The 22,338-nt window shown below is 61.3% G+C and carries 25 protein-coding genes; 19 read left to right on the top strand and 6 right to left on the bottom strand.

Annotation, left to right across the window (positions count from 1 at the left end):
- Genes ABDK75_RS16145 through ABDK75_RS16160 form a run of 4 tightly spaced genes read right to left on the bottom strand, consistent with a single transcriptional unit; the run spans position 1 to position 2,590 of the window.
- Positions 1-1,194, bottom strand: a complete 1,194-nt coding sequence (locus ABDK75_RS16145; protein WP_346006415.1) for a hypothetical protein — start codon at positions 1,192-1,194, stop codon at positions 1-3.
- The gene (locus ABDK75_RS16150; RefSeq protein WP_346006416.1) at positions 1,194-1,736 is read right to left on the bottom strand and encodes a hypothetical protein; all 543 of its coding nucleotides are present in this window, start codon (positions 1,734-1,736) and stop codon (positions 1,194-1,196) included. Before ABDK75_RS16150 ends, ABDK75_RS16145 begins: the two co-directional genes overlap by 1 nt.
- Positions 1,733-2,119, bottom strand: a complete 387-nt coding sequence (locus tag ABDK75_RS16155) for a hypothetical protein (protein ID WP_346006417.1) — start codon at positions 2,117-2,119, stop codon at positions 1,733-1,735. Before ABDK75_RS16155 ends, ABDK75_RS16150 begins: the two co-directional genes overlap by 4 nt.
- Positions 2,120-2,173: 54 nt before the next feature.
- Complete coding sequence (locus ABDK75_RS16160) at positions 2,174-2,590, bottom strand: hypothetical protein (protein WP_346006418.1); 417 nt, start codon at positions 2,588-2,590, stop codon at positions 2,174-2,176.
- Between the two features lie 163 nt (positions 2,591-2,753).
- On the opposite strand from ABDK75_RS16160, the gene ABDK75_RS16165 reads away from it, so the two are divergent.
- The 10 genes from ABDK75_RS16165 to ABDK75_RS16210 all read left to right on the top strand — a co-directional run bounded on the left by ABDK75_RS16165 (position 2,754) and on the right by ABDK75_RS16210 (position 13,813).
- Positions 2,754-3,530: a helix-turn-helix domain-containing protein gene (locus tag ABDK75_RS16165; RefSeq protein ID WP_148621415.1), complete on the top strand. Its 777-nt coding sequence runs from the start codon at positions 2,754-2,756 to the stop codon at positions 3,528-3,530.
- A gap of 98 nt (positions 3,531-3,628) precedes the next feature.
- Positions 3,629-4,672 carry a hypothetical protein gene (locus ABDK75_RS16170; protein ID WP_346006419.1) on the top strand — a complete coding sequence of 348 codons (1,044 nt, stop codon included), beginning with the start codon at positions 3,629-3,631 and terminating at the stop codon, positions 4,670-4,672.
- Positions 4,673-4,799: 127 nt separating this feature from the next.
- On the top strand, positions 4,800-5,429 hold the full coding sequence (locus tag ABDK75_RS16175) for a DotI/IcmL/TraM family protein (protein ID WP_064272965.1): 630 nt from the start codon (positions 4,800-4,802) through the stop codon (positions 5,427-5,429).
- An 11-nt stretch (positions 5,430-5,440) separates the two neighbouring features.
- Positions 5,441-6,418 carry a DotH/IcmK family type IV secretion protein gene (locus ABDK75_RS16180; RefSeq protein WP_346006420.1) on the top strand — a complete coding sequence of 326 codons (978 nt, stop codon included), beginning with the start codon at positions 5,441-5,443 and terminating at the stop codon, positions 6,416-6,418.
- Positions 6,415-7,701 (top strand): DotG/IcmE/VirB10 family protein, encoded by a 1,287-nt coding sequence (locus tag ABDK75_RS16185; RefSeq protein ID WP_346006421.1) that lies wholly within the window; start codon positions 6,415-6,417, stop codon positions 7,699-7,701. The genes ABDK75_RS16180 and ABDK75_RS16185 overlap by 4 nt, the downstream gene beginning before the upstream one ends.
- A 67-nt stretch (positions 7,702-7,768) precedes the next feature.
- Positions 7,769-8,962, top strand: a complete 1,194-nt coding sequence (locus tag ABDK75_RS16190; protein ID WP_346006422.1) for a hypothetical protein — start codon at positions 7,769-7,771, stop codon at positions 8,960-8,962.
- 10 nt (positions 8,963-8,972) lie between these two features.
- A complete protein-coding gene (locus ABDK75_RS16195; RefSeq protein ID WP_346006423.1) occupies positions 8,973-9,506 on the top strand; it encodes a hypothetical protein in 534 nt (177 codons plus the stop codon).
- Positions 9,507-9,609: 103 nt separating this feature from the next.
- Positions 9,610-10,041, top strand: coding sequence for a hypothetical protein (locus ABDK75_RS16200; protein ID WP_099213461.1), 432 nt, complete (start codon positions 9,610-9,612; stop codon positions 10,039-10,041).
- A gap of 6 nt (positions 10,042-10,047) precedes the next feature.
- On the top strand, positions 10,048-10,695 hold the full coding sequence (locus tag ABDK75_RS16205) for a hypothetical protein (protein ID WP_099213460.1): 648 nt from the start codon (positions 10,048-10,050) through the stop codon (positions 10,693-10,695).
- A gap of 13 nt (positions 10,696-10,708) precedes the next feature.
- The gene (locus ABDK75_RS16210; protein ID WP_346006424.1) at positions 10,709-13,813 is read left to right on the top strand and encodes an ATP-binding protein; all 3,105 of its coding nucleotides are present in this window, start codon (positions 10,709-10,711) and stop codon (positions 13,811-13,813) included.
- A gap of 40 nt (positions 13,814-13,853) precedes the next feature.
- On the opposite strand, the gene ABDK75_RS16215 is transcribed toward ABDK75_RS16210, so the two are convergent.
- Both ABDK75_RS16215 and ABDK75_RS16220 read right to left on the bottom strand, forming a co-directional pair.
- On the bottom strand, positions 13,854-14,141 hold the full coding sequence (locus ABDK75_RS16215; protein ID WP_273498699.1) for a type II toxin-antitoxin system RelE/ParE family toxin: 288 nt from the start codon (positions 14,139-14,141) through the stop codon (positions 13,854-13,856).
- On the bottom strand, positions 14,098-14,394 hold the full coding sequence (locus ABDK75_RS16220; RefSeq protein ID WP_194258207.1) for a type II toxin-antitoxin system RelB/DinJ family antitoxin: 297 nt from the start codon (positions 14,392-14,394) through the stop codon (positions 14,098-14,100). The genes ABDK75_RS16215 and ABDK75_RS16220 overlap by 44 nt, the downstream gene beginning before the upstream one ends.
- A gap of 226 nt (positions 14,395-14,620) precedes the next feature.
- Here ABDK75_RS16220 and ABDK75_RS16225 point away from each other — a divergent pair, with 226 nt between their 5' ends.
- From ABDK75_RS16225 to ABDK75_RS16265, 9 genes are read left to right on the top strand one after another with little or no spacing between them, the layout of a single operon-like run.
- Positions 14,621-15,073, top strand: coding sequence for a DotD/TraH family lipoprotein (locus ABDK75_RS16225; RefSeq protein ID WP_346004419.1), 453 nt, complete (start codon positions 14,621-14,623; stop codon positions 15,071-15,073).
- Entirely contained in the window at positions 15,066-16,064 is a 999-nt protein-coding gene (locus tag ABDK75_RS16230) for a type IV secretory system conjugative DNA transfer family protein (RefSeq protein ID WP_346006347.1), read from the top strand. Before ABDK75_RS16225 ends, ABDK75_RS16230 begins: the two co-directional genes overlap by 8 nt.
- Entirely contained in the window at positions 16,061-17,227 is a 1,167-nt protein-coding gene (locus tag ABDK75_RS16235) for an ATPase, T2SS/T4P/T4SS family (RefSeq protein WP_346006425.1), read from the top strand. The genes ABDK75_RS16230 and ABDK75_RS16235 overlap by 4 nt, the downstream gene beginning before the upstream one ends.
- On the top strand, positions 17,227-17,475 hold the full coding sequence (icmT, locus tag ABDK75_RS16240; protein WP_015074953.1) for an IcmT/TraK family protein: 249 nt from the start codon (positions 17,227-17,229) through the stop codon (positions 17,473-17,475). The genes ABDK75_RS16235 and icmT overlap by 1 nt, the downstream gene beginning before the upstream one ends.
- A complete protein-coding gene (locus ABDK75_RS16245) occupies positions 17,472-17,891 on the top strand; it encodes a hypothetical protein (protein ID WP_211497300.1) in 420 nt (139 codons plus the stop codon). The genes icmT and ABDK75_RS16245 overlap by 4 nt, the downstream gene beginning before the upstream one ends.
- Entirely contained in the window at positions 17,888-18,385 is a 498-nt protein-coding gene (locus tag ABDK75_RS16250) for a lytic transglycosylase domain-containing protein (protein WP_211497301.1), read from the top strand. The genes ABDK75_RS16245 and ABDK75_RS16250 overlap by 4 nt, the downstream gene beginning before the upstream one ends.
- Entirely contained in the window at positions 18,382-19,545 is a 1,164-nt protein-coding gene (locus ABDK75_RS16255) for a hypothetical protein (RefSeq protein WP_346006426.1), read from the top strand. Before ABDK75_RS16250 ends, ABDK75_RS16255 begins: the two co-directional genes overlap by 4 nt.
- Complete coding sequence (locus ABDK75_RS16260) at positions 19,542-19,982, top strand: hypothetical protein (protein ID WP_346006427.1); 441 nt, start codon at positions 19,542-19,544, stop codon at positions 19,980-19,982. Before ABDK75_RS16255 ends, ABDK75_RS16260 begins: the two co-directional genes overlap by 4 nt.
- Positions 19,983-19,986: 4 nt before the next feature.
- Positions 19,987-22,302: a type IV secretion system DNA-binding domain-containing protein gene (locus ABDK75_RS16265; RefSeq protein ID WP_346006428.1), complete on the top strand. Its 2,316-nt coding sequence runs from the start codon at positions 19,987-19,989 to the stop codon at positions 22,300-22,302.
- The last annotated feature ends 36 nt before the right edge of the window (positions 22,303-22,338 follow it).

Consider the following 22,338-nt stretch of genomic DNA (forward strand, 5'->3'; position numbering starts at 1 on the left):
TCAGCCTCCGGGATTGACGTTTGGGGATGGGATGGGGGCAAGTCTCTTGGCCTCGCTTTCCTCTTCGTGCTGGGCCACCTGCGTTGCGGCAAGCGAAGACTGGAAAAGGCCGAGACGGTAAGTCTGCAGGGCGAGGTAGTTGGCCTGCGCCTGCTCTATCGCCAGCTCACGCATGACCGTTGCGGGCGGCATCTGCTGAAGGTTCTTGTTCCAAGTCACGCCAGAGACACGGCGATTGACCTCAAGACTCATCGACGTCAGCCACGAGGCCTGATCCGAGACAGTCATGCCCTCGGCCTGCATCTCGGTTTTCTGCACGTCGGTCAGGTTGATCGACGGGATCTCCAGCGAGGTGATGAAATTCATCACGTAGCGCGAGAGCGACATGCGGGCGTTGTAGGCGCGACGACGCAACGCGGCCTCACGTCCGGACGTGGACGTAAGCTGCTCGCCGCGCAATGCGGCCGGAGCCACAGGCTGGATAAGTGTGGTGCTGTAATCGTTGGCGGCGTCCACACCGCCGTCAGCCGACAGGGTGTCCTGCCCGAACAGGGAAATGGCCCGCTGGTCAGCATTGGGCAGACGGGAAAGAGCCGAGCAGAGACCGGCTGTGACGTCTTCCTGCGAGCAATACCGCCGCCCGTGCAACGCCATGCTCGATGCCACGCCCTGACCCTTGCCATAGTAAGACGGCGTTCCGGCGTCGGCCTCTCCACGACTGTCCGTAATCGTCGCAATCGCGCGGGTTGCCGTTCTGGCCGACTGAGACGCGCCCTGGGTGGCCTGCGCCCCGTCAATCCCCGTGCAGAACTCCGGGTTCATCATATGCTCGTCGCGGATCGTCGTATCCTGCTGGCGGCGAGCAAACTCCGCCATCGCTGTATTGGACGCATCCGCAATACGCTGCTCGGCGGCGACACCCGCCTTTTCGTAGTTACTGAGCTGAGTGAAACCCTTGTTCAGCATGGAGCTGACGGAATTGGGGTTCGTCAGGCTATCCATCGAATTGTTCAACTGAGACGTCAGCGTCTTGGTCATCGACGACAGCGCGGAGCCCGTAAATTTCTGCAGGGCGCTGATGGCCGCGACCACCGCCGCTTCACCGATAAACGCATTCGCAGGCTTAGGCATCGCGACAAGAACGGTCGTGCAAAGGAGCATCGTTGCGATTGTTGGATTGAGGCGGATCTTCATCAGAATACCCCGTCCAGAGAGGTGCTGGTGTAGCCGGTCGGCAGACGTGGCTCACCCCGGACATACCCGTTTGAATCGCCGTTCCCGAGGCTCCCGGCCGCGAGCTGGGGGCCGCTGCCGCCAAAGTTCAGGGAGGGACACATCATGCCGCCTCCGCCTGACAAGCCAAGGCCGACATTCACACCGTTCAGGCTCAGGCCGCATTGCTGGGCCGCCCCGACGGTATTGTCCCACTCGTTCTGGGCAGCCGAGCAGATTTCTCCTTCGACCTGCCCGACAACGTCATTGATTAGCGCTGCCGGGTTCGCAATGTTCGTCAGGAGATTGAGGCCCGTTCCATTGAAGAACTTGTTCAGGCAGGAGAGGCCACTGACACTTTCAGGCTGCTTCTCATAAGCATTGTTAGCCTTGATGCGCCCGTTTACGGCGTCCGCTGCCGCCTGCGTGAGGGTGGCGCAGGCCTGACTGCCCTGTGTTGCGGCAGATGCGCTCAGAGGGACCGACAACGCAGCGGCCACGAGAAGAAAGGATGTCCGTTTCATGCGGCCGCCCTTTCTGCTTCTGGATCGAGAAGGTCGCGCAGAAGCGCGAGACGATCTTCAGAAAAGACCCGCGCGGACAGTTCTGCCCGCTTCTGGCTGTCCGTCCATGCGACCAGTTCAGCGCGGCTGGAGACCGCAGATGCTACAAGATCTTCTCCGGCGCTGACGGTCGAGACCACGTCGGAAACAAAGATCCGTCGCTCCTCGCTCGGTAAAGACACAAGGAGATCGGCCAGAGAGGCGATGATCGCCCCGTCCGTGCCGGAAGTGTGTCCATTCCGGACACGGAAATGCTCAAGCAGATTGTGCCGTGCAAGAGCAAGGTTAGGGGCCAGAGAACTCTGCGGGGTGTCCCTGTGCGGTGTGGGATCGTCTGGTGACATGCCTCTCTCCTGAGTAAGTCCCAGCAGAGAAGCAGCTCGATCTGCGACTAAGGCCTATTTCCTCAAAATAGTGACGTGTGAGCGCCCGACCTCGATACGCTCGCCAAGCGGGCTGACCGTGGTGGCCAGAACCTTGTTCCATTCCCGACCGCCCTGCCAGTCCACAGCCTCGCCTGGATCAACGCCCGCACCGTAAGTGACACGCACACCGAATGGCACGATCTGCCTGATCGCAAACGAGAGTGGCACCTGATGGCCATAGCCGGACGTCATGCGGAAGTGATGAACCACCTTCGGCGGATCCGTCTGCACGGATGGTTCTGCGGGAGGTGCAAGAGAGACCGGTCCCGAAGGGGCTGGCGAAGGAAGGGGCGGGGGGGCGTGACTGATCTCGAAGGCCGCTTCCGTCAGTATTGCTTTGGGCATCGCTGGAGCTGGCTGCACATGGGCGGGGGGCAAGATTATAAACACATGGTCTCTCCTGAAATAACTTAAAATTCTAAATCGCAGATCGACATGCGACTGAGGAGAAATGTTAAATTCGAACTCAGTTGTCAGGGGCGCTCTCGTAGGTATTTTGCAGTATCCGGACCCGAAGTCCGGTGCGTAAGCCTGCCGAGAGAGAGAACTAGCCATGAACAAGAAAACAGAGACGCAGGTAAGTGACGGCCAATCTGATGAATACCTTGTGGACCTAGGACAGCGAATTAAGGATGTCCGGGAAGGCAAGGGAATGAATGTCGTAAATATTTGTTTCGTAACAGATTTGGCCGTCGGGACGATTTCAAATATCGAGAGGGGTAAAAATGTATCTTATGTTACCCTGCATAAAATACTTCTAGCCCTTAAGACGCCGCCCACTGAAATACTCCCCCCTGATGATCACGATATACTGCCGATCGAAGTCAAAGTAAGCGAAGAGGATACACAGAAGTATCTGGACCTGGTCAGTGCCTTCCAAAAATCGTCTACATCTTTATCTCATCTGATACATAAGCTCCATTTAGCACGCGAGCATGACGTGGCCGAAAGCAAGAATGCCACCTCGTCAGAAACTGACCCACGAGAACCAGTTGTGAGGCAGCTTGGTGAACGAATCAGAGATATTAGACTTGCCCGCGGGTTGAGTGTCTCTGAGTTGGGCGCGGCTAGCGGACACCAGACGCCCGCTATGCAACTAATCGAAATTGGCCTGAGAAAGCCCTCAATCGAGTCTCTTCGACGGATCGCAGCGGCCTTGAAGGTCGCTACAGCCGATCTATTCCCTGGCCTCCCCAACCAAAAAGACATTTTCAATTCTCTCCGCACGCTTGGGCTCTACAGCAACATTCAGAGCGTCCGCGAGCAGGTGGAATTTTTTAACGATAGCTTCATCGCATTAGGCGCAGCTGTTCAGAAGACAGTGAACTAACGAAAAACTTTTCTTCGTTTCTTGTAATAAGACTTGAAACGGATGATCTATCGTCGGATAAGACCTTACACGTTGAAACGCGATAGGGACTTCCGACGATGTTTGCACACACCCTCTGCTCCCCACTTCCGGCTTCCGGCGTCGTAGCAGGTGGGCTTTTCCAATCATCACTCGTAGAAGGCAGCAGTACGCATTCCCCGATTTCCCTTGGGAAAAACCCTGAGGAAATCAAAGCGCTCGTCGTCACGATGGCAACTAAGGGCGTAAATGTCGCGCACATAGCGGCCGCACTTTTCATAAGCCGCCTGGAAATCGAGGCCATTGCGCGAGAGGAAGGACTTCCTCTCAAGCGCACCGCGCTGAGGAACAGCCCTCGGGCATGGTCTCTTCTCGACATCAGCCGCCTCAGCCGCGCATGGGCCAACGGCGAAGACCTGTCCGCCATAGCAAAGCGCCTCGACCGCACAGTCATGGCAGTTCGCAAAAAGCGCGCTGCGCTCGGTCTGCCTGCACGAGAGCGCTATGCCGAGGTCGTCTGGACTGATGCCGACGTTGCTACTCTGCTCGCACATCGTGAGCGTCGCATTGGGTTGCAGCGCATTGCCAAGCAAATGGGACGCAGTGTCCGCAGCCTGCAACGGAAGCTCGTCAGTCTCCGTCCTGCCGCTGACTCTTTGGCCATTCCCACCGACCCATCCGTCGTTCTGACTTGGGAACAGGCCTCGCGCCTGACGCCAGAAGAGCGTCGGGGCCGCAGATGGCAGGTCCGAAACTCACCCTCCGGGTTGGTCGTCGGCTTCAGCCGGAACGCCTGCACCACACGCTGGTCCGTAGAAATGCAGCACGAGCTCGCCATGCGACATTTTGCACACCAGTCCCCTGATGCCGTGGCAGAGGACTTCCTCCTGACGGATCGCACTATCGTCAGTCAGTCCGGCTGGCTGCACCTGCCTCGCCGTTCCAAGAAAGACATGCGCAAGGCGTTCGAACCGGCCCTGTATGAAGTCTATCTGAACAAGATGGATTACGTGCGCCGCGAATGCCTCGGCAAGGCCGGGTTCTACTTCTGGACCACCCGCCGTAACGGCCACCGGATCAGCCGTTTGCACCAACAGACCGCCGTCATGCGCTCTGGCGATTAATCCGCAAATTTCTCTGTTTTTTCAGCTTCAGTCGCAGATCAACGGGTCACGGTGACGATGACACAGTCATCATGAGGTTTGAAATGCCATCCGCAGCCCCGCTGTCGTTCCACGGAGACACCGCGCCATGAGCCGCTCCTCGGGATCCCTGAGCCGACGCCTGACCGATCCTGATTTTCAGGGTAAGATCGTTGAGCGTTCCTTGCAGACGTCCATTGCCCTCGCCGCCGTCGTGGTGGTGCTGGCCGTGCTCCTGGCCCGCGCCTGGTCGTACCATCCGCACCCGAAGTATTTCTTCGTGGACGGGATCAACGCTCCTCGCCCGGCTATCGCGCTGAACAGCCCGATCCTCAGTCAGGAGGATTTCCTGTCCTGGGTCATCAAGTGGTCGCTCAAGCCGTACAACATCAATTACCGGGATTATCCGTCGCAGCTCAACGCAGCAGGCTCGCATTTCACCATCAATGGCTGGAATACGTTCGCGCAGTCCTTCGTTCAGGACGGCAATCTGGCGAAAATGAAAGAAGCCAAACTGCTCTGCTATGCACAGCCAACGCGCGCCGCAACCATTCGCCAGCAGAGCATGGTCAACGGCCATCACCATTATGTCGTGCAGTTTCCGTTCGTTCAGACCTGCGAGAACGTCAATCAGGAGAGTTCGCAGACCCTGATTGCAACCGTGCATGTGGAAAGGGTCGAAGATCAGGATCACCCCGACGGCATTGCCATCACCCAGCTTGTGGCCAGCCCGCAGTGAGGATCCGCGCCATGAAAACCCGCTCTTTTTCGCTGGCCCTTCTCGGCCTCATGGGCCTCCTGCCCTTCACCGGGATGGCACAGTCAGTTGCACCTGCTCCAGATGCCGCGCCAGCCGCGCCACACCTCTCTCCAGAGCAGCAGGACCAGCAGGCTGCCGAGGACGAAGCCATTCCCCTGACACCGGAGATGATCCGCCGTCTCGGCAATCGCCTCAAAGAGAACCAGAAGGCGCGTGAAGATGTTGCTACGGAAGTCGCCGCACCGACCAGCCGACCGGCCATCCGCGTCTCTTTCGCGCCCGGTCAGCAGACATCCCTGATTTTTACGACCAAGGGCTATCCCACAGCCGTCTCTTTTGTGGACCGCTCGGGCGCACCCTGGCCGATTGCCTGGAACACGACCAGCACATCCGCCAATCCTGACGGTCTGAAGAACTGTTCCTCGGACGGTGGCAAAGGGGGATCGCCTGCCGTGCAGACCACAGGCTTTTACACCTGTGTTCCCTATGCTGGCAGCAACACCATCAACATCGAGCCACTGTCGCTGTCACCGCGTGGCGGTCTGCTCGTCACGTTGAAGGGCGCAATCAAGCCGATCTCTTTCCTGCTTCTGGCAGGGCGCGGCACCTATGATGACAACCTGACGGTCCGCGTGAACGAAGACGGCCCCAATGCAAAGCAGGAAATGGGTCCGGAAGCCGCCCCCGGCACGGCAGAGCCGTTCATGAATGCCATGCTGTCCGGGATCGCTCCGGCCTCCGCCGTTCCCCAGAGCGTCGAGGGTCTTTCTCCTGATGATGTGCGGGCGTGGCGCATGGGCAATGAACTCTACATCCGCACGCGGCTGGCGCTCATGACGCCTGCCTGGGACAGCTCAGAGCGTGGCGAAGACGGCTACACCCTCTATGCCTTCCGCCAGACCCCCTACATTCTCCTGTCGGATTCCGGTCGGACCGTGTCCGCGTCTCTCAAGGACATGACGCCATGATCCCGAAGCTTCCCAAATTCAAATCCGTTCTGTCGAGCGCAACACGCGGAGGAAACCGCCGCTTGATTCTGCTCGGTGCCTCGGCCGTCTCCGTGATCGCTCTGGTGCTTCTCGTCTCACATCATGAGACCAAGCAGATGCCCAAATCCAATCCAGGGCAGATCGTGGAGATGAACGCTCTGCCCGGTGGGACCAATACCAACCCTGAGCAGGATCGCCTGCGCCAGATGCAAAACACTGAGGCCGCACAGCAATCCGAGGGGGACGGGAAATCCTACACCCCGGATCTCGCTCCCGCAGTAACACGCAACACCAAGGGCGAGCGGACGGATGCGGTTCTTCCGCATGAAGCCGAAGCGCCTCACCCCCAGGAAGTCGGATACAGCGCTCCGATACCGTCGCCAGCTCCACCACCGAGGCCTCCACACATCGAAAACGCGCCGGAAGCCCCGCTGGTCCAGACCGATCCCGCCTATTCCGCATCCGGGAATGGTGAGACGTCTCAGGCCGAGCAGCAGGAGCGCGAGAAGCGCCGTGCCCGCTATGTCGCAGAGATCGCGCGCATCGAAAGCGGCCTTCAGACCCGGCCGCCTGTCTCGGATCTTCAGGAAGCCGTCTTCAAGCCAGAGCAGGAGGCGCAGCCCCAGGCCGAGAAAGCCATGGCCGCGCGTGGTGCGGCAGGAGCCTCCGCAGCGGCCACGGCCTCACATGATACAGCCGCCGCGCCAGCGCTCATTCCGGCCGGTCGAGGGATTTATGCCCATACCGTCACAGCGACCGACAGCGACCTGTCAGGGCAGATCGTGCTGGAAGCCGATAGCGGCCCGATTGCGGGCGACCGCATGATTGCAACGGTTGCGCGGGCACCCGGAAACGAGCAGCTTCTGGTCGTGCAGGTCAACAAGATCATTCATCAGGGCCGCACTCTCGCAACCAACGGCGTGGTGATGGCGCCCGACACCATGAAGCAGGGTGTCGCCTCCAGCGTTGATCCCCTGATTTTCCAGCGGTTTGTCATGCCTGCCGCCGCAGCCTTCGTGCAGGGCCTTGGGCAGGCCATCGAAACCACGTCCAATGTCCAAGGCAGCTACAGCGCCCTGGGCGGCATGAACTATATCCAGCGCCTGAACATGGGTCAGCAGCTCGGTGTCGCCGCAGGAAGTGCCGCCTCGGCCGTCAACAGTGCCCTGACACAGGACACGCCAACACGCGCGCGGATCATCCTCGCCGCCAACGTGAACGTGGGTGTGATGTTCATGGATCCTGTTCTCGACAAGCCCTGATTTTTCGCACTCAGTCGCAGATCGTTCCCCGATCCTTCTGGCAGTCTCAGCCAGAAGGATCTTTTTTATGAGTTCCACAGTTCACCACCTGAACACCGAAGTCACGCCACGCCGGATGGATCCCGTCCCGACAGCGCCCCCACCGCCTCACCAGCACGACACGGTGTCTGACGGTCCGGACGGGGACACCCCCGAAGCCACGGGCCATGATGACAGTCACACGACGGCCCCTGGATCGTCCGACTCTGCTTCTTTTCTCACGCCCATCATCTCGCGCTACGCGGCACTGACACCCCGCCAGAAACTCTACGGCGGTTCGGGCCTCGGGATCTGCGCCGTTCTCCTCGTGGGGATTCTGGCGACAAGTGGGCACCACCATCGCGCTGTCTCCGCGCCTGGCCAGGAAGTCGGCATGGATCAGTCGGCAGCGCCCGTGGCTCAGGCCCCCGAACCGGCTCCGGTAGCGGCCCCTCCTGCATCCGCCGATCTTGCAGAAATGCAGACCCTCGGCCATCCGAAAGCTGCTGCGAGCCCGCCCGCCACTGCGACGTCCCCGAAAGCGCCGCCTGCAGCCGTCGTTGCAACGCCGTCAGCCGCATCGCAGTCTGCGTCAGCCCAGCCTGACGCCCCCCGAACTGAGGCTCCGGCCGTTGTGCCGCCCGCACCGCCTGCCGATCCGGTCAAGACAGCCCAGACCCTTCAGGCCGCGCCCATGGCGACGCAGCAGCAGATCGACGTGCTTCAGCTCGTCACCGAAGAGGCCCGCGTCATCGAACGTGAGCGGGGCGAGGTCCAGAGCCTGCGGCAATCTCTGGCAGGGCGCAGCAAAGCTGAGGAAGACCGCCTGAACGATCTGACACGCCGGATTTCCCTGATTGAAGCCAATCACGCCGTCACGGGCGCTGAAAACTCCGGAGCGGATGAGGCCGCCCAGGCCCACGCCGCAGCCGAAAAGGCACGTGCCGCCCTGAGCGCTGCCATGAACAAGCCTGCGACAGTGGCCGCAACATCTTCAGCCGCCCCACCCGCTCCGGCCGCCGTGGCGGGTCCGGCTCCAAAGCCTGCGTGGGTCCATCACTACCGGATCGTCGCGGCCTCGCCGCAACTCGCCATGATTGAGGACAGTGCGGCCCCAAGCGGGCAGGCCCGCCAGTTCGAGGTGGGTGTTGGCACGGTCATCCCGGGCTACGGCGCGGTCCTGACCATTAGCCAGCAGGGCGCCACCTGGGTTCTGCACACGGCTCATGGCGACCTGAACTGAGGAGGCCAGCATGGAAGGCCTTGTCAATCTCGTCAACGAAATCGCCGTTGGCATGGGCTGGCTCCTGCCCACGGCCTGCTATGCGGCGGCCGTGTCCTGCCTGATCTTCAGCCTGATCGGGATCTACCAGTATTACCACCCGACCATTCAGGCCCTGCAGGACAAGCCGTGGCTGCCCTATCTGTCGCTTGTCCTGTGCGGTGTCTTCGCCTCGTTCAACGTCATCCTCACCAAAAGCACGGCCTCGGCCGGAACGGATGTGCAGGTCACTCTGGGCGACGCGGCGACCAGTTACAGCACGGCGGACAGCCTGATCACCGGCACCGGCCCCAAAGACGCGATCATGGCGATCGTCAAAGACTTTGCCCTGTTCTTTCAGATGTTCGGGGCCTGGACGTGCTTTTTCGCCGTCCTGACCTGGTTTGCCATCCAGAAAGGCCGATCGAACCGCGAGCGCCTTGGCTGCGGCATTCAGTACGTCTTTGGCGTCATGCTCCTCAATCCGGTCAAGGACGCCACCTGGATCCTCTCTTTCTGGCCCTGAAACGGACTGACGAAAAAAAATACCCCTCTCCCGCCTCAGTCGCAGATCGCGCGGTCAGAGTCATCGGCAGAGGGGATTGTCCCTCACAACGGAGAAACAACTCATGACATCCCAGACAGCCCCGTCTTCTTCCCGCGCCCTCACCAAGATCGGCGCAACCGTTGCAACAGCAACCATGCTGCCGATGGTGATGGCTGGCACAGCCCTTGCTGCCGCAGGGGGCACAGCCTCCAGCAACGGTCTTGGCCATCAGATCCAGAACATGGCGCAGGAAGGCACGGACACAATCGGTGTCGGGTCTGCCGCAACCCTTTACGCTCTGGCCATTGTCGCCCTCGTGACGGGTATCGTGCTGTTCTACAAGTCCCAGAAGGAAGAGACGAAGCGCCCTGGCATGGCAATCGCCGGCGTCGTCTGCTTCGTTCTGGCCGGTGTGGCGGCAACGGGTCCGAAGTGGATCAACAACTCTGCAAACACGGCCTCCAACGGGAATGCTGAAATCAGCAATACCGCCAAGAGCTACCAGTTCCAGTAAGCCGACATGACCTCCGATCCGTTCTTCCTCCAGCCTGGTCTCGACCAGGAGATCCGGCCCGGGAAAGACGGGTCGGATGGCGCGTTTACCTGCTCGTGCTGCGGTTTGCTGTCGCCCGGTGCAGGTCTTCCCTGGACTGGTCCCTCCTCAGGGGCCGGTCTCCGGGTCTGTCAGGTGTGCAATCTTCTTCAGGATACGTCGCGGGCAGCTATCGACGCCGAAGCCATGCTCGTCTGGTGGCCGGAAATGTCTCAGTCGCGCCTGATGTTTCTTGTTCGCACGGCCCACCAGACACTCCGCTTGATGGCCAGACAACAGGGTCAGTCTGACCTCCAGTTCTGGGAGAACATCCTCAAGGCTATCCCGGACCCGTTGCTTGGCACGCAGTTTTCCCCCTCCTTCCGCACGCCCATGACGCTCCTGCGTCTGCTCGAAAGTCGGCGCGCTGAAGCCGAGCACCGGCTGCAATCGGGCTCCATCCGTCAGGTCACAACGGCCATGCGCCTGTGTGGCAGCGCCGATGAAGCCGTCCGACGCAATCTCGATCTGCTCCGCGCAGGCCTTCGTATTCTGCCGACCGGCAGACTGCTCGACGCTGGCGCTGACGTTTATCCGGCCTTTCTCGACAAGGCCCTTGCTCTCACCCCATCCTGACGCGGAGTTTCCAATGTCTGGCTTTTTGACCGAGTTGCTTGCCAGCGCGAGCCTCTTCCTTCGTCAGCCCCTCGAATCCTTTTGTGATGTCGAGACCAATCACACGGATGCCGTTCATCAGGACCGGCTCGTGACGCTGCGGGGCGAGTACGTCTCTGTCCTGCGCGTGAACGGTCTGCGCACCATGTGCTCGCGTGCAGACGTTGAGGCCATCGCCGAGCAACAGCGCATTGAGCTGCAAGGCCTTCTCGAAGGCACCGGCCATGCGATCGAAGGCTGGTACATCTCCGACCCCGATCAGGCCCGCGTGGCCGTCGATCTGCTGGCGCTCAACGGGTGCGAGCAGATTTCACGCATGATGAACGCCGACTTCCACGACATCATCAATGAGCGCCGGCTGCGGTGGCCTCAGGTGATGCGATGGGAAGATGCCTGCTACATCCTGTGGACCCGACCCGCCGTGCTGACCCGCGAAGAAAAGAAACAGGTGGCGGCGGAGCGGAAGGAGCAGGTCAAGGCCTGGCCAAAAGCGGGGAGCGGTCAGCGCTTCACCCTGCGCTCTGAACTGATGGCCGGTCGTCACGACGCCTTTGTCGCGCGTGTGCAGGACAGCATGTCCAATCTTGGTATTTCCACGACGCTGCTGCGCGCCGATGAATCCATCACGCTGGCGCGTGAGACGCTCTACCGTGAGACGGCCGGAAGCGGCTGGAAGCCGACGCTGGTGGGCGATCCTGTCATGCCCCGTCTCCCGGATGACGAAAAACAGAGCAAAAAGACCGAAAATCTGCTCTGGCCGTCCCTGCGCGATCAGATTTTCAACGCAGACGCCGAAAATCAGGGCGGCCAGCTCGTGACGGTCGGCGATTATACCTATGCGCCGGTGGATATGCTTCTCGGCCCCGAGGATCCGCGCCCGTTCTCCGAACTGCTCAACACTCTGGGCCGCAAGCGTCTGCCCTGGCGGAGTTCCATGATCCTTGAAGGAGGCGGAAAAGCCGCGTTCGCGATCAAGGAGACGGGGGCCACCATGCTTGGCATGTTTCCGGGTAACAAAGACATCACGCGCGCCTTTCAGGCCATCAAACGTATGCGCGAGACGGAAAACCATAATTCCGTCCGGATGCGGATGACCGCCAGCACCTGGGCACCGGTCGGCGAAGACAAGCTGCTGCGCCGCCGTGCGGCCGATCTGTCTCAGGGCATTGAAAGCTGGGGCGGCTGCAAAACGACCCGGGTACCAGGTGATCCGCTTGAGGCCGCCATGGGATCGGTTCCCGTGCTCTCTTTGGGCTCTACGGCCACCCCGTCTCTTGCGCCTCTCGGCGATGCCATGAGCATGATGCCGTGGATGCGAAGCGCCTCCCCCTTCCCGCAAGGTTCCATCCTCTTTCGTAAGCCCGATGGCGGGATCTGGCCGTTCGATCCGACTGGCGGCGGTGTACGTGAGCATATCGCGGACATCATCGTCGCCCCTCCAGGCAGCGGTAAGACCGTGCTCGGAAACACCATTCTTCTCGGCTTGCTCCTGAGTTCTGCGGCCATGGGCAATAATGGCGTCAAGCTGCCGCTGCTGGCGAAGCTGGACATCGGCCATGCGTCTCTCGGCTTTATCGAAATGGTCCGCAACGCGCTCGGGCCGGATCGTGCCCATGAGGCCATCTTCGTGGAAATGCAGATGGCGCCCGGCTTTGAGGTCAATATCTTCGACCTTCAGGTGGGCCTGGAATATCCGCTGCCGCTTGAAGAAGTCGCCATCGACAACTTTGTGTCCCTGCTGGCCACACCCCTTGATGGTCAGCCTTTCGAAGGGATGGACCAGCTCGTCGGCGACGTGATTGCGGAGGCCTATCGTCAGTGCACGGGTGTTGCGGGCGGCAATCCGAAGCACTACCGCGAGGGCATCGAGCCCCTGGTGGATGAGGCCATCCACCGCCTTGGCCTGCAGCTCCCGCACCACGCGGCGGCCGAAGGCGATCTCGACAGTGCGGATCCGACCTGGTGGCGTGACGTTGTGACGGCCCTGATCGCTGCGGGCGAGCATCGTCTGGCGGGGATTGCCCAACGTCACGCTGTTCCGGTTCTTCAGGATCTGATTGCAGCGGCCCGCGCGCCGGAGATCTTCAATCGCTATTCCAAGATCATCCTGCCGACACACGAGACGCTCATTGATGCGTTCGAACGCTACATCATGGCGGCGATCAAGAAATATCCGACGCTCTCCGAGCCGACCCAGCTTGATCTGGGCGACGCCCGGATCATCGTGCTGGATCTGGCCCGTGTCGCGCCACAGGGGTCAGAGAGTGCAAACCGGCAGACGGCACTGATGTATATGCTCGGCCGCTACCTGATCGGCCGGAACTTCTTCCTGCACCCGGAATATGCGGATCTGCCGGTCATGCCCGAGAATGTGCGGGAGTATCATCGCAGCCGCTTCACCGAGATGAAGGAGACGATCAAGCGTCTCGATTTTGAGGAGTGGCATCGTCCCAAGGAGGCCCCGCAGGTCGATAAGCAGGCGATCCGGGACGTTCGTGAGGGCCGTAAGCACAATGTGCAGCTTTCGTTCATCAGTCAGCGCAGCGGTGATTTCAGCGCCGATCTCGTGGGTCAGTCCACGGCCCGCTGGATCCTGAAGTGCGGAGACGAACGGGAGGCCAATGAGATGATCGAGAACTTCAAGCTGACGCCTGCGAGCGCCTATGTGGTGCGCAACCGCCTGCCCGGTCCAGGCCGCAACGGTGCGCCGTTCTTCGTGGTGATGAACGCAGCCGAGGGTAAATATGAGCAGCTTCTGGTCAACGTGCTCGGCCCCATTGAACTCTGGGCCTTCTCCAGCACGCCCAACGATACCGCTCTGCGGTCGCGTCTCTTTGCCCGGATGCCCTCAAGCCGCGCCTTGCGGTGCCTTGCCATCGTGTTTCCAGGCGGGAGTGCGGAAAAGGAACTGGCACGCCGCAAGGCCCTGGCGATGAAAAGCTCGTTTCTTCAGGACGAGCAGGCACAGCAGGACGTCATGGACGCTCTGGTCGATGAGATCCTGTCAGGCCAAGGCATTGCCGGGGGCTTGTACGAACGCCTTGAGGCCATGGATGAACAGCAGCGGGCGGCGGCGTAAGACGCACGATTAAAGAAAGGGGGGATAAGGCCCCCTCTTTTTACAATCGGTCTTTAGCAGTTTCGTAAACGGCACTTTTGTCGCGCTTGCCGACCGCGATCAAAAGAACTGTGATCTCCTGATCGTGGACCTGATACACTCCACGGATGCCATCATCACGCAGTTTGATTTTATAACAGTTCGGCAAACCGCGAAGCTTGTTCTTTGGAACATGCGGGTTATGCAGGATCTTGCGGAGCTTTTTTACGAACCGCTCTGCAACGCTGTAATCCAGCGCGTACAGTTCATCCCTTACGACGTCCGGGATGTCCAGAGAGTAGATCGTCAAGGTTCACGTTCCTCATAATTTCCCCCGGGTTCTTCAGGCGTTTCTTGACCAGATCAAGGAGAACGGCGTCATCGTCGCTCACGACTTCCTTGCGGATCGGCAGACGGTTGTTTCTGACGACATATTCAAGAACGTCCCGAAACAGGTCAGCGGGCGTCGTTCCGAGTTCCTTGACCTTCCTGAAGGACTCTTCTTTGAAATCGGCTTCAAGCCGCATTCCGAAATGGGCTGTGTTTGCAGTAATCTGGGGCATCGTGTCGGGATCTCTCTTTACTCTGCGGCACTCACCGGCATTCGCGTATCTTCTCTTTGGGACCGACTTACTAGAAATCTCTGTTAAACATATGTTCAACAAAAGCAACACAAAAAACCAGCAGCGCAAGCAAAACTTGTCCCTGAGTGGCGATGAAATGCCTTCAATTTTTTTCTGAAAGTCGCAGATAGGCCCGCGATGATCCTTCCAACATCTGGAGGGATCCATGCGACACCACTACCTTCTGACACCTGTTCTTCTGCTGGCCCTCTCGGCCTGCGCCACCAAACCGCCAGAGCCTGTGGCGACAACAGGCATGGCCAATCCCGAGCTTGCGCTGCAACGCGCCATTGCCACGACCGACGCGGATCTGGCCCAGCTCGGCACGTTGCGCCCTACCCCGCCGCCCATGACGCCGGATCCCGGCCTCCCGGCTGACCTCAAGCGCCAGGTCTGGTTTGTCTGGCAAGGCCCGCTTGAGCCTGCCGTGCGCAAACTCGGCAAGGACATCGGCTACAGCGTGACCGCGTTTGGCCCGCATCGGAAGGTGATTGTCCAGATCAATGCCGTGGCCCCGGTGATTGACCACCTGCGCACGCTCGGCGAGCAGGCGGGAGAACAGGCCACCGTCTCTGTCGATCCCCTCTCCCACGCAATCTCGGTGACGTACCATGGCTGATCGCGCCTTGCTTTGCGGCCTCGCAACGGCCGCCCTTCTCGCATTCCCCTCCCTCGCAGGTGCGGCCGACAACGGCACCATCATGCCGTCCACCAGCTCTCTTCCTCCGCCAGCCCGGAGCGGAACGCTCGTCTCCATGCCAAACCCGCCTGAACCAGGCGCGGATCAGGTCAACGCCAATGATGAGGCCCTGGGCAATCCGGCCAACACCCCGGTCACGGGCGCGCTTCAGCTCGACCGCATCACAGGCGGCGAGGCCCCGCCGTCTCTCGAAGCCTTGCAGGACGCGCGGCCGAACGATGAAGCCGGCGACGACCTCAAACCGGGCCGACGCGAGCAGATCCGTCAGGCCGCGCTGACCTACGGCGCACAGGGCGGACAGGCAGCGCGCTCTTTCGCCATCAATGAAATGCTGCGCCATAACGAACCGATCCTCGACACGACCTTTGATTTCCGTCCCTTCGTCCTACCGGTCGGTGATGGCCAGACGCTGATGCAGCCCCCGATCGTCAGTCAGGCGCAGATGGCCTTCGCCCTGAACGACACCGGCACCATCGCCCATGAAAGCCGCTGTGTCTTCGAGATTACCCGCGAGGCGCAGCTCACCTCTGCCGCACCGAACTGGCGCACCTATCTGGTCCGCTCCTGGAACAAGCCACGTCATCCGGCCTCATCCGCTTTGCCACACACCGACAAGGAAGTGCGGCACTGGAACGACTGGGTGGCCGAAGGCTGGGCCTCCGGAGAAAAGGTGGCTGATGAGATCTACCTGTCCGATCTCTCCCGACTTCAGCGCGACATCACGGGCATGGCCCGCTACCGCGTCCTTCTCCGGGCCGGTCGTGTCGAAGAGCCACGCGTGGTCTTCGAGAACCGTCAGGCCGTGGGCGGCGGCGACAGTCTGCATCTTGGCGACCGCGTGATCCGCATCACCGGGCAGCCCGGTCTTCAGGCCCGCACCCGCGTTGCCTATCCGGAGGACTGCCGATGAGCGCCGTCCTCAAACTGCGTGACGCTGACACCTGGGCACACGAACGGGCGAAGCGAGAATACCCCTGGGTTGCTGAAGCCCGGAAACATGCGCCCGGTCTCGATGACTTCCTGAAATGGGCGCATGGCCTCGGCGCGTCGCGCATCGACCTGCTGACCGGACACCGTGCCACGCTCACGGTTCATGGCCGCAACCGCTACGCCACCATGGACCCCACGACATCGCTGGATCTCAAGCAGATCGTGGATCACGTCTATGGCGCGGACGGCTCGGCGCGCGTCCTGATCAGCCTTCAGCTCGATACGGCCTATAGCGTGACGCTCAACCGTCGTGAGTCCCTGCGCTTTCGTATCAACATCTTTCCCGTGCAGACCATGCGCGGCCCGGGCATGAATCTTGTCCTGCGGCCGATCCCGACCCTGCCGAAGAGCCTGGATGAGCAGCGCGTCGAGCAGGAGATCCGCGACACGAACCTGCTCAGAAGCGGCATGGTGCTCACGGGAGGATCGACCGGATCGGGCAAGACCACGTTGCAGTTCGGGCTGATCCATGAGCGTCTGATGGATCCGACCGTCTCGTGCAACATCTCCACGGGCGAGCAGCCGATCGAGTTCCTTTTCGACAGCCTCAAGCCTCCTAACGGCAACCGGATCACCCAGACGGAGATCCGACCGCCAAACATGACGCCGCCGTTGTTTGTCGAAGGCTCCATGCGCCGCGAAAACTCGGATCTGGTCCTTGGCGAGTGTCGTGACGGCCCGACCATGGAAGCGGCCATCAACTGCGCCATCACGGGCGGCAAGCTCTCCACCACCATCCATGCCGATAACGGCCCCCTCATGATCCAGCGCTCCATTGCGCTGTGCCCCCGGGCCGAACGGGACAATCTCGTCAGCGCTCTGGCGCAGTCGCTGCGTTTCGTCATCAACCAGCGTCTGTTGGATCGGGTCGGCGGCGGCCGTGTCGCGGTACGCGAATACCTGACCTTTCATCAGGATCTGCGCCGTCAGCTCATGCGCACCGAGAGCGAGCTTTGGCCCGATCTCGTGGCTCAGGCCATCGAAAGCGACGGCCAGAGCTACGCGGTCGCCATCCGCAAGGCCCTGGAAGACGGGCTGATCACCGAACAGACGGCCAATGAGGCCTGGAGGAGAGACGCCTGATGTGGCGCGCAACCGCAAAACCTGTCCGTCTGGCCATCCTTGATGGCCGGGCCTGTCTGCCGCTTCTCGTGACGGTCACGTACTGGAGCTGGACGACGCTGTATATTGGCGTTCTGGGGACCGCCCTGTTTGCAACGATCAGCTTTTTTGGCCTGACGCTGCCCGCGGCCCTCAGAACCGTTCGCCGCCTCATCACCGGCCCCGTCCGGTCCGGTCGGCCGACCTGGAAGCGGAGGCGCTACGGATGACTGCCTCTCCTGCCATCGGCGTGCTGTCAGACGTTCTGGTCCGTGCCATCGACCGCAAGGGCCTTGGCGTTCTGTTGAGCGATGCCACCAACTCAACCCCCTGCGCCAGCACGCTCGCGGCGTCCAGCAGCGGCTTCCTGCCAGCGTTCCTGATCACCGCCGAGGCGTTGTGGTTTGAAATGACCCGGCACGGTTTTGGCCTGAAGCTGGTCGATGATCCTGAAGCCGCGCTCGGCGTGAGCGTCATCGACCATGACGCGCAGTCAGCCGTCACGGTCCTGCTCTGCCTGCTCGATGTGCTGGACGCGCTCCCGGTTCAGAACGGCCAGATCAATCTGTGTGATCTAACCGGCCTCTGGCAGGCCAGTATGGCACGTCTTCAGCCTGTCTCCGTCCAGAAGGAGCAGGCCGCATGAAAGCCCGCCTTTTCTTTCCGTTGGCCCTCGCGGCCCTCATGGCGGCCCCGGCTGCCTCGGCCGAAGACGACGGCGGACGCCAAATCGCGGCCTGCCTGAAGGAGTCCGCTCGTAACGCGCATGTGCCGACGGGTGTCATGCTCGTCCTGCTTTATGTCGAAGGCGGCCATCCCGGTCAGGCCGTGCAGAATACCAACGGGACATCCGACCTTGGCCCCATGCAGGTCAACACGATCCATGTTCCCGAGATTGCGCGCCACTGGCACACCACCCCGTCCCGCGCCTACGCGGCGTTGCGGAACAATTCCTGCGCCAATCTTGAAGCGGGCGGCTGGATCCTCGGTCAGGAAATGACCAAGGCCCGGGGCGACCTCTGGCAGGCCGTGGCGGGCTATCACTCCCATACGCCCCGCTTTGGCACGGCCTATCTGAAGCGCTTTTACGAGATTTCCCAGACCCTGATCCGCACCAGCCATCAAGGAGACCCGGCATGAGTGGCACAGTTTCGCGGTCCTCAGGCACACGCTCGTCCGGGGAAATTACCCTGATGCTGGCCGGTGTTGCGCTGTTGGGCATGGTTGTCCTCGCCTATATGGTCTGGTCAACATTCCACACCGAGATCAGCCGCTTTTACTGCAAGGCCCTGATCTGGCAGATCGGCATCCTGTCGCCGACGCCCGAGCTGGCGCATCTGAATATCCAGCTTCATCAGGCCCTGCACCATCCGGCATCCATTCGTCTGATTCAGCTCTATTACGGCCTGTCCATCGTCGGGATGCACCTTCGGTGGGTTGCGGTCCTGGTCGGTGGGATCTGCGCGGGCCTGTGCCTCTTCTTCGGAGAGAACAAGGCGCTGCGGGCCGTCCTCGATCTCGAAGGCCTGATTGCCGTGCAGGCAAAAATGTTTCCGACCCTGCGCGGGTTTGCCAAGCGCCGCGTAACCAGGCTTGTTGCGCCTTCCACCGGGGCACCCCTCCCGGCCGATCCGGCCCTGACGGCCGACGAGTGGCGCAGCCGCTTTGCCACAGCCGCTGATGGCAGTTTCAGTGAGGTTTGCGCGCAGGAGGCGTTCGAGCGTCAGCTCGGCCCGCACTACACAACAGCCGGACCCGTCGCGACCCCACCTGCGGCCCAGGTGCTCTTTGCGGCCTTTGCGCTGCACAAACTCAAGCGTCGCGATGAGGCCATGACCCTGCTCGGTCAACTGTCTGAAGGTCTGGCAGACGCAGGACTTGATGGCGATACCGGCCCGAAGGTCAGCCTGAAGGTGCCCGCAGACGTTTTGAAGACCGCGCAGGACTTCCTTGCAGACCCCGATATGCAAGCCGCGATCGCGCAGAGCTGTGACCGTCACGGATGGACCACGACCGCCCTCATGACGCTTCTGTGCGATGCCCGATTTGAAGCTGGCGTGCTGGCGCCTCCGGCGTTCGCCATCGTCAAGCTGATCGACCGGCCGCTTTGGTACGCCCTGCACTCCCTGGGCTACCCGAGCGAAAACCCCAACGAAGACGTGCATCCCAATCCCCGGATCGAAGCCGCTGGCGCCCGCGCCCACTGGTCCGAGGAACAGCGCCTGCATCGGCCCCTCTACATCCCGGTGCTTGATCGCGCCCTTTCCACGCTCCGCTCCACTTGGAAGACAGTTTTATGACCCGCATCATTCTCCAGCATGGCCAGAACGCACCCCTCACGCTCGACATCGAGGAGGGGAGCACGGCCCCGATCCATCTTCATTTCTCGCAAGCCCTGCCTGTCGCGGCCCCTCAGGCAGAGATCGCCCCGGTTGGACTTCAGGCCGCTCCGGCCAGCAGGATCCGCCGCTTTCTGCCGGTTGCCGCCACAGCCGCCGTCTGCGCGTGTCTGTTGCTCACCTTTGGCGGCCTACGCGCGTCAGCGCCTACGATGCCAGAGTCCGCGCCTCTTCCGCCCTTGCCCTCCAGCGGCCCGCTGGAGACTCAGCCGCAAGCTCAGGCACCCACGGCACCACTGCAGATCCTGAAGGCGCTGCATCAGCCCGCCCATCTGGAAATGCCGTCCCCAGCACCCACGCCGGCACAGGCCGGTTCGCCATTTGGGCTGGAGAACTAAAGCCATGACGGCTCGAAAGATTGGTGCCCCGCTTGGCCATCAGCAGGTCGAGCGGGGGAAGACATACCGCGACACGCGCCCGTTCTGGACTAAGACGAAGGAAGAGCTTCGCTCCCCGCTAGCCGGATGGCTTGGATTTGTGGGGGTCAGTCTCGGCTGGTTCGTTCCTGCCATTGATGGAGCCCTGATCCTCGCGGCTCCAGCCGTGGCAGCCTGGGTCGTCTTACGGCCCGAGCGTCTTCCGCTCCATATGCCGCGCTACAGCGGGCTGAAGGATGCGAACGATCTCAATCCCAAAGATCGCAAGGCCCGCCAGGCCAACGGCATTCTTTATCTCGGCACCGAGGCGCGCACCCGTCGCCAGCTCTGGATGTCTTCGGACGCAGCCCGCCAGCACGCTGCCATTCCGGGCACCACCGGCTCCGGCAAGACCACGGCCATTGTCTCCTTGATGACGAACGCTCTGGCGCATGGCTCCGGTTGCATCCTGGTGGACGCCAAGGGCGACAACACCGTCTATGGCGATGTGCTGGCCCTCGCACGCCGCTTCGGGCTGGATGACCAGGTGCTGGCGCTGAATTTCCTCGCCGCCTCCGGCACGCGGGATTCCAACACGTTCAATCCGTTTGCCACCGGAAACGCGGACGCCATCCGCGAAATGCTGGTCAGCCAGCTTGGCGAGCAGTCGGCCAATGATTCCAACGGCGTCTTTCGTGACCGTGCTGTCGGCCTCATCGGAACGGTGGTTCCAGCCCTCGTCTGGATGCGCGACACCCACGGCATCCCCATCAATATCGACGCGATCCGCTATGCCACCGACCTGCGCTGGATCGGCACTCTCGCGCGGCACAAGGTCTTCCTTATCCGCAATCCCGGATCCAATCAGGCTATCGAGCGCAGGGTCGAGGATATTCCGGACGATGTGCGGTGGCCGCTTCAGGCGTATCTCGGCGAACTGCCCGGCTATGATTCCTCACTGGAATGGAACGCGCAGAAGGAAAACAAGCCGTCCGAACAGCACGGCTATGCGAAGATGTATTTCTCGCGCGTCTTCACCCAGCTTGGCGTCAGTCTCGGGCATATCTTCAGCGCCGAGACGGCCGACATCATCATGCGCGATGTGGTGCTGAACCGCCGCATCCTGATCGTCATCCTGCCGTCTCTGGAGAACTCCTCGGACAGTCTGGCGGGCCTGGGCAAGATTGTCGTGGCCTCTTTGCGCGGCGTCATGGCCCAGCTCCTCGGCGCCAAGCTGCACGGCTCTGCCAGCGAAGTGTTCAAGCTAAAGGCCGGTGCTGGCGATGCACCGTTCCAGATCTTCTTCGACGAGTTGGCCGCCTATGTGACGGACGGCATGGACCGGATGCTCGCCATGGGCCGTGGCCTGAACTGCATGTTCTGGATCTCGTTTCAGGATCTGCCCGGCCTGACGGCCCGGATTGGCGAAAAGGCCTTCTCCCTTCTCGGCAACGCGAACCTGACCCATGCGCTGCGGCTTCAGGATGCCATGAAGACGCGTGAATGGCTGGAACAGCAGGCCGACAAGGTCGAAGTCACACAGGCAACCCGCGTGGAGCACGATGGATACGGATATTACAACGGCTCAGGCGCTGAGGTCCGCGAGGTCTCCCGTCTGCCGTGGAACGATCTGCAAAGCCTGATCGAGGGTGAGGCCGTCACGATGTTCGGCGGCCGGGTCATTCATTCCAAGACCTTCTTTGCCGACATCAATGGACGCTCAGGAGAAGTGCGCCGCGCCCGTCCGGTCATGCTGCCCTCTCCCAAGTCCGGACATGGTGTGGATCCGGATGCCGAGACCTGGGGCATTGTCGAAACGCTGGAAAACGGCGACTTCCAGATCGAGACGGCCAGCTCGGCCTTCCCGCCTTCGCTCAAAGCCCTGATTGGCAGGATTGCAAACGAAAACCATCGGGACAGCAAGGCCCTCATGGGCGATGTCAGTACGAGCCTGACCGATCTGACGGCTTTCCTGCGGGCCACCACGGCTCACGGTCATGGAGAAGGCAACACGCCGTTCGCGGGGATGCTGGCCTGGGGTCGGTTCCAGCGCGACGACAACAAAGATGAAAGCCTGGTTCCAGCGCAGCCCATGGATGGGGCGTTTCTGGGGCAGATTGAGCAACTGGAGCGTCTTGTGGGTAGTCGGACCGGGCGGACGCCTCGTCGGCGTGCTGTACTTGTTCTGGCGACACGCGACCAGCTCCGAACACTCCCGGCCAATACAGTCGGAGCAAAAGGGGGCAGCGAAAAAGAGATCCTCGCCGCCTTTCGAAGAGTGGGAGAGAGGCTTCAAGCCTAGAAGGTTACGCCACGCCAACCTCAATGGCCCTCCAGA

Origin of the sequence: Gluconobacter sp. OJA, from assembly GCF_039638325.1 — a bacterium.
GTDB lineage: Bacteria > Pseudomonadota > Alphaproteobacteria > Acetobacterales > Acetobacteraceae > Gluconobacter > Gluconobacter cerinus.